At 60.2% G+C, this 7,011-nt stretch carries 5 protein-coding genes; all 5 read right to left on the reverse strand.

The window, feature by feature from the left end:
- Nucleotides 1-59: 59 nt before the first annotated feature.
- Nucleotides 60-647, reverse strand: coding sequence for an NfeD family protein (locus tag NZK35_RS28270; RefSeq protein ID WP_259635882.1), 588 nt, complete (start codon nucleotides 645-647; stop codon nucleotides 60-62).
- Between the two features lie 3 nt (nucleotides 648-650).
- A complete protein-coding gene (locus tag NZK35_RS34795) occupies nucleotides 651-2,774 on the reverse strand; it encodes an NfeD family protein (protein WP_259635883.1) in 2,124 nt (707 codons plus the stop codon).
- Between the two features lie 377 nt (nucleotides 2,775-3,151).
- Entirely contained in the window at nucleotides 3,152-4,048 is an 897-nt protein-coding gene (locus NZK35_RS28280; RefSeq protein WP_407699846.1) for a ParB/RepB/Spo0J family partition protein, read from the reverse strand.
- Between the two features lie 79 nt (nucleotides 4,049-4,127).
- Nucleotides 4,128-4,874, reverse strand: coding sequence for a ParA family protein (locus NZK35_RS28285; RefSeq protein ID WP_095737391.1), 747 nt, complete (start codon nucleotides 4,872-4,874; stop codon nucleotides 4,128-4,130).
- A 376-nt stretch (nucleotides 4,875-5,250) separates the two neighbouring features.
- Nucleotides 5,251-6,597, reverse strand: coding sequence for an adenosylhomocysteinase (gene ahcY, locus NZK35_RS28290; protein WP_259635885.1), 1,347 nt, complete (start codon nucleotides 6,595-6,597; stop codon nucleotides 5,251-5,253).
- Nucleotides 6,598-7,011: the final 414 nt, after the last annotated feature.

The following is a 7,011-nucleotide window of genomic DNA, read 5'->3' on the forward strand; positions in this document are numbered from 1 at the left end:
TTGGTACCTGACCCCTTTTCCGCGGCACCCAAAGTCTAAAAGTTGACGTAGTACGAGGACTATTCGTCCAAGTCGTCCAGATCTAACGACTCGAGCGTCGCTTCGATCGATTCCGTTCGCCGCTCGACGTCGACCTGTTCGGGCTGCAAGTCGGCTCGCTCGGCAACCCGAACGCGCAACTTGCCCGCCACTGCGCTGATCACCACGATTTCCGTGCCGGCATCGATCGGGCTTCCGTCGGACACCGCGTCGAGCCGTTTGCCGTCGATGACGACCAATCCGCTGGGCAGCATGTTGGTTTTGGCGACTCCGGAGCGTCCCACCAGATCTTTCCGCTTCTCGCCGCTCCGTAAGCGGCTTTCGGTCGGCTCGTCGAGCTGGCCGGGGCGACGGTTGAGGATCAGTTTGCCGATCGACGTGTGTGGCCAGTAGCGGATCATCATGAACAGCACCACCGGCGTGGAAAGCACGACGGTGGCCGTCACGGCAAAACCAGCCGTCGCGCTGTGCGTGAACGCAATCACAATCGATGCCGTCGCGGCGATCGCGGCGGCAAAACCAACCATCCCCGCGCTGGGAATGAAAAACTCGCCCACCAGCAGGACGAAGAAGAGTGCTAGCAAAACGAGGGAGTAAGTCAGCGGCATGGGCTATTCTTCGACGACCACCTTGGCACCCTGCACATCGATCACGGTCACCGAGACCCCCTTGTCGATCATCGACCCGTCGCTGACGACCTGAACGACTTGGTCGCCGAAACGGGCTTTTCCGCTGGGCCGAAGCGGGGTCGTGGTTTGGCCGGTTTGATGCAACAGCGCGCTAAAATCCGCGAGTTTTTCCGCTTGGTGGATCGCCTCGACGTCCGGTGTTTCCATGATCAAGTGGCGAAACAGCGGCAGATGGGGAAAAAACTGCCTCATCAACACAAACCCACCGAAGAGGCCTAGCAGGCTTCCCAGGGCTGCCCAAAGTCCCCGCGTGATCACGGCCAGCTGGTAGGAGTTTTGCGGCAGCACAAAGGTTTGACTCATCAGCACGATCGATGCGATCGTCATGATCAGCCCGCCGATGCCGAAGATCCCGAATCCCGGAATCACGAAGATCTCCAGTGCGATACAGCACAGCCCGAGCATCAACAAGACCAGCTCGAGCCATTCGGCGGTCCCAGCCAAGTAGTTCATCCAGAAGAACAGTCCGAAGCAGACCATGGCCAGGAAACCGGGCACACCCATCCCGGGGGCATTCATTTCTGCGGACAAGGCGACGAACCCGACCATCAGCAAGATCATCATCAGACCTTGGCTGCGTCCGAGTCGTTCGACGAATCGAACCAGGCCTCGATCGGAAACCGGTTTGGGCACCGCCTCCATCCCGCTACGACGGGCGACATCGTCGAGCGATTCGCTGCGACCGTCTGCCAGTCCCAGCGCGATGGCTCTGTCGGCGGTCAGTCCGTCTTTCATTTCGATTCGTTCGCCTTTTTCCCAGCGATCGCGTTCCAAGTCGGGATCGTCGGCTTGGGAAACCAGGTCAGCCGGCGTGGTGTATTTGACTCTGCCCGTCTTTTTGTTGGTGTATCGATAGACTTCCAGGTCGCTGCACAGTAGGCCCCGGATCAAGCCCACAGGGCGTTTGGTGGCCCGGGCGATGGACTCAATCAGCTCGTCGTGATTATCCAGATCGGAGAGGGAGATTTCATCGGCGCCGGTCCCGCCCAGGATCGCATCCGGGGTCATGTACAGCGGTTTGCACGCCACCGCCAACAGCGCGCTGTCGCTGCGGGCTTCCTTGCTGACGAGCCCGACGACGGTACGCAGCGGCGGCTCGGGCATGGCGAACGAGCTGGCCAAGCTGGCGCTTTGGTCCAGGTCGCCGCCGATGGAATCGAGAGCAATCAGCCACGTGTTGACCGATCCCTCGACCAGCGATCCGTTGAGATTGCTTTGCCAGCGCCGCACCCGACTGCGAGAAATCGAGCCGGTGATTTCCAGTAGCACGCCGTTGGTCACTCCCCCGATGGCGTCCGATTCGACGGGAATGATTTGCGCCAGGTCGAGCACTTCGGCGGCTTCTTCGAGCGTCTCCACGATGCCGGCGGCGATCCGCGCGGACCGCAGTTGATCGGCCGAGACGGTGGCCGGCACGCCGGCCGCACTCCACACTTCTTCTTCCAAGACCTCGCCTGTTTCACGTAGTTTCACGAGTTCTTCGCCCCCGGCGAAGGATTTTCCGCCGCCGACGTTGCTGACCCAAGCCAGTTCGACGTCGGGATCGATCAGCGCCGCCACGACCGGTTTTGGAAACAGCCCGCGGCGGGCGGCGATACTTTGATAGGCCAAGACGATCGTTTCATCCTGGTCGCTTTCGCCGGCGGAGGCATCGATCAGCCGGGCGCCTGATGAAAGCAGGATCGAGTCGGATGCCAAGATCGGAAGCAACGAATGACCGGTCACGCTGCCTTGGACAAAGGACACGATTCGCAGCGACCGGAGTCGCTCGCCGGTGACCGCCCGGGCGACTTTGAGCGCGTCTTCGAACGAGGTCGCTTCGCCCCCGGAGGACTCCGCGTCGTAGCGGAGCACGACGTCCAGCCGCCCGTCTTGTGGCGCGGATTTTGCCAATCGCTCCAGCTGTCCGATCAGCGTTGTGGCCGATTGGCCGCCCAGTGGGACGGGGACATCCACCACGTAACCATTCTCGGCGTCGGCCGAAAATCCGGGCGAGACGCACAGAAGTGCCAGAAAGACAAACGAAAGCCACGCTCGTAAGGTCACGACACCCACTCCAAAGACGACAGAAACGACGCACGAGAGATTATAGGGCACGATTGCCCCAAGACGAGGTCGCTAACGGTCGCGGGGAGGGGATTGCCGACTTGCCGCAGTGAAAGTCGGCAGGACGCTTGGCAATTCACGCTCCCGGGTGGCGGTCGTGCCGTTTGAGAGTCACCCTCCCGTGTGCGGGAGCGTCGAGCGAAGCGAGGGGAGGGCAGACGAGGTGCCGTCGTCTTGGTGCTTCGCGGCAACGCGGTAGCCGGCTGTCGATTTAGTCGATGTTCCGAAATCGATGCCGTGATGACAGGCGCGACGCGTGAGCGAGGGGCGCCGCGTGGCGCCTTGCTAACGCGTGCGGGCTTAAATCGACAGCCCGCCTAGCCGGCCACGCGCAGCTGGGGTCGCGACTCCGCGGTCAACATGGCGCGGAGCCGTTCGAATTCGTCTCCATCGCTGAAGTGGATGGTGATCTTGCCGCGGCCACGAGCGCTGCTTTTGATTTCGACTTTGGTGCCGAAAACCATTCGGAATTCCTGCTGCATCGCTTCGATGTGCGGGGACGTTTGGCGGCGTTTTTGCCGCGTCGCGTTGGTGACTTTGCGACCGGTCTCCTGGTCCTCCTCGGCTTTCAGCATTTCCGCGACCAGGCTTTCGGTGGCCCGGACACTGATCCGCTCGTCCATGATCTTTTTCGCGGTGGTGATTTGGACCTGCTCGTCGCCGATCGGCAACAAAGCCCGTGCATGCCCGGCGGTGATTTTGCCGGCTTGCAACAGATCCAGCACGCTTTCGGGCAATTCGAGCAGACGCATCAGATTGGCGATCGTGCTGCGGTCGATGCTCAGCCGCCGCGCCAGGTCATCCTGTTTGCATTTGTGCTCGTCGATGTAGCGTTTGAAGGAGAGTGCTTTTTCGATCGGGTTGAGGTCCTTGCGTTGCAAGTTTTCGATGATGGCCAATTCCGCGACCAGACGATCATCGGCTTCGCGAACCTCCGCACGGATCGTGTCCATGCCGGCGTGGATCGTCGCCCGCAATCGCCGTTCGCCGCTGATCAGCTGGTAGCGACCGTCGACGATGCGAACCAGAATCGGCTGCAGTTGCTGATGGCTCTTGATGCTCTCGGCCAACGAGGCGATTTCGTCGGGATTGAATTCGCGCCGAGGCTGGAAGGGGTTGTTTTCGATCTCGCTGACCGGCAACGACAGCGTTTGGACGCCGGCGGAATTACCCTCGCGAGACTTGCCTCGCGGAGAGTCGCCTTCGGAGAGCATGCCATCCTCGTCCATCGGGCTACCGAGCAATGCGGCCAACCCTTTTCCCAAGCGACGATCTTTTGTCCCGGCAGATGAACTAGTCACGCTGTAGCACCTCCATGCACAACTGCGTATAAGCGAACGCTCCGCGGGATCGCGGGGCGTAGTGGAAAACACTTTTGCCGTGGCTGGGGGCTTCGCTGAGCGAAACGTCCCGCGGCACGACGGATTCAAAGACGATGTCACCGAAAAACTCGCGGACCTCCTGGTCCACTTCGCGAGTCAGTTCCAGGCCGGGATCGTACATGGTCAGCAGGATCCCGCCAAAGGTCAGTCTGCCGTCGGTGGCGACAATGACCTTGCGAATGGTTTTGATCAGCTGGGTCAGTCCTTCCATGGCGAAGTACTCGCACTGGATCGGTATCAAGACCTCGGTGCTGGCCGCCAGTGCCGTTTGCGTCAGTTCGCCGACGCTGGGCGGGCAATCGATCAGGACGAAGTCATACTCGTCCAGCACGCTATCGAGGTGCTTGCGGACTCGCATCGATTGCTGGTCGTCCGAGGTCGCCAACAGATCGATGTCTTGGAAGGTGCGACTGCCCGGCAGCAGCGAAAGCTTGGCCTGGCTTGTCGGGACGATCGATTCGGCAATCGAGACGTCGCTGACCAAGGCGTGCCCATTGGTCGGCTCCTGACCCAGCGAGCTGGTCGCGTTGCACTGCGGGTCCATGTCCAGCAACAGGCAGGACTGTTCGGCAATCGAGAGCGCCGCCGCCAGATTCACGGCGGTGGTCGTCTTGCCGACCCCGCCTTTCTGGTTCACAACGCAAAGGATTCGTCCCACGGCTCAAGTTCCCAATAGAAACAGCTTCGAACCGAACAGCGGTTCTCGTTTCGCGGGAAACTAGGCAATGTCACTCTGGTGAAACAAGGTCGGTTTCACAAGAAACTGGGGTTGACGCGGGAAGTTGGGATGGGAGGGCCTGAGTCCTGAGTCCTGACAACACTCGCATCATCCGCGGCATTCGGGCGCAATAAAAAACTCGCCGCGGGGAAATTCCCGCAGCGAGTCAACGATCAACTTGGAACGATCAACTTGGAACGATCAACTTGGAACGATCAACTTGGAACGATCAACTTGGAACGTTCAACTTGGAACGTTCAACTTGGAACGTTCAACTTGGAACGTTCAACTTGGAACGATCAACTCTGAACTTGCGTTAGTACCGGTAGTGATCCGGTTTGAATGGGCCGTCGACTTCGACGCCCATGTACTCGGCTTGTTCTTTGGACAGCCGGGTCAGTTTGACGCCCAGTTGCTGGAGGTGCAGTCGAGCGACTTCCTCGTCCAGCTTCTTGGGCAGCATGTGAACGGCGACACTGTAGGACTTGGTGTCCTTGCTGCCCCAGAGTTCCATCTGTGCGAGCACTTGGTTGGTAAACGAGGTGCTCATCACGAAGCTGGGGTGGCCGGTGGCGCAGCCCAGGTTCACCAGTCGGCCCTTGGCCAGAATGATCACGCTGCGACCGGTGTCCTTGAAGGTGTACCGGTCGACGGCACCGACGTCGGCCGGTTTGATTTCGTCCTTGGTCGCCCGACCCTGCTCGACTTCGTTCTCCAACCACGCCACGTCGATTTCGGTATCGAAGTGGCCGATGTTGCAGCAGATCGCGTCTTCGGGCATCTGCTTCATGTGCTCGCCCAAGATGATGTCTTTGTTGCCCGTCGTGGTGACATAGAGTCGGCCTTCTTTGCAGGCCTCTTCCATGGTGGTCACTTCGAAACCTTCCATCGCAGCTTGCAGGGCGTTGATCGGATCGATCTCGGTCACCAGCACGCGACAGCCGTAGCGTTGCAGGCTGTGGGCACATCCCTTTCCGACGTCACCGTAGCCGCAGACCACGGCGACCTTTCCGGCCAGCATGATGTCGGTGGCTCGTTTGACGCCGTCGGCCAGCGATTCGCGGCAGCCGTACAGGTTGTCGAACTTGCTCTTGGTCGCACTGTCGTTGACGTTGATCGCCGGAACCTGCAACTTGCCGGAGCGATTGAGGACTTCCAGGCGGTGAATGCCGGCCGTCGTTTCTTCGCTGATGCCGTAGATGTCATCGAGGAATTCGGGGAAGCGGTCGTGAACCATCGCGGTCAAGTCTCCGCCATCGTCCAGGATCATGTTCAACTTTCCTCCCGACGGGAACGAGAGGGTCTGCTCGATGCACCAGTCGAATTCTTCTTCCGTCATTCCCTTCCAGGCGTAGACGGGAATGCCGGCGGCGGCGATCGCGGCGGCCGCGTGGTCTTGGGTGCTGAAAATGTTGCAGCTGCTCCAAGTCACCTCGGCGCCGAGCTCGATCAGCGTCTCGATCAAGACCGCGGTCTGAATCGTCATGTGCAGGCAGCCGGCGATGCGCGCCCCTGCCAGTGGTTTCTCTTTGCCGTACTTCTTGCGCAGCGCCATCAGGCCCGGCATTTCGGTTTCGGCCAAATTGATCTCTTTCCGGCCGTACTCGGCCAACGAGATGTCCTTGACCTTGTAAGGCAATCGTTCGGTATCGACTTGCGACACGGGTAAACTCCTAAAGTGTGGTGAATCAAATTCACTCACGTATGAGGGGCTACGAACCTACCACAGGGACTCCCGCTGGCACGCGCTCCCCGAACGCGATTGCAAACCGTCTTCGAACCATCGAAAACGGCTGAATCGAGCGCCGGCACCTGCCGGACCATTCAACTCGATTGAACCGCGTAGTTTAGCGAGGGATCGTTTTTTGGGCACCGGGCCTGGTCAAAAAGAACCCGAAAAGCCCCGGCGGTCGGCCGACGAGTAGGCGAGGGGCGTCGCGTGGCAGGACTCTGTGGCCTGGAGTACCAGAGGGCTCGCGGCCTGTCGGCAACAGCAACCACCCCGTTTGTGTCCACCTCCGCGAAGGATGAACGCAAGGATCGCGGCAGCGATTCCAGTATCCCGAAGGGATGCCAG

The sequence above is a fragment of the Stieleria sedimenti genome, assembly GCF_025060895.1.
In the GTDB taxonomy this organism is placed as follows: Bacteria; Planctomycetota; Planctomycetia; order Pirellulales; family Pirellulaceae; genus Stieleria; species Stieleria sedimenti.

Bases quoted from the DNA above. Each gene is read 5' to 3' on its own strand.
- NZK35_RS28280 (WP_407699846.1), bottom strand. From the start codon at position 4,048: ATGCTCTCCGAAGGCGACTCTCCGCGAGGCAAGTCTCGCGAGGGTAAT.
- NZK35_RS28270 (WP_259635882.1), bottom strand. From the start codon at position 647: ATGCCGCTGACTTACTCCCTCGTTTTGCTAGCACTCTTCTTCGTCCTG.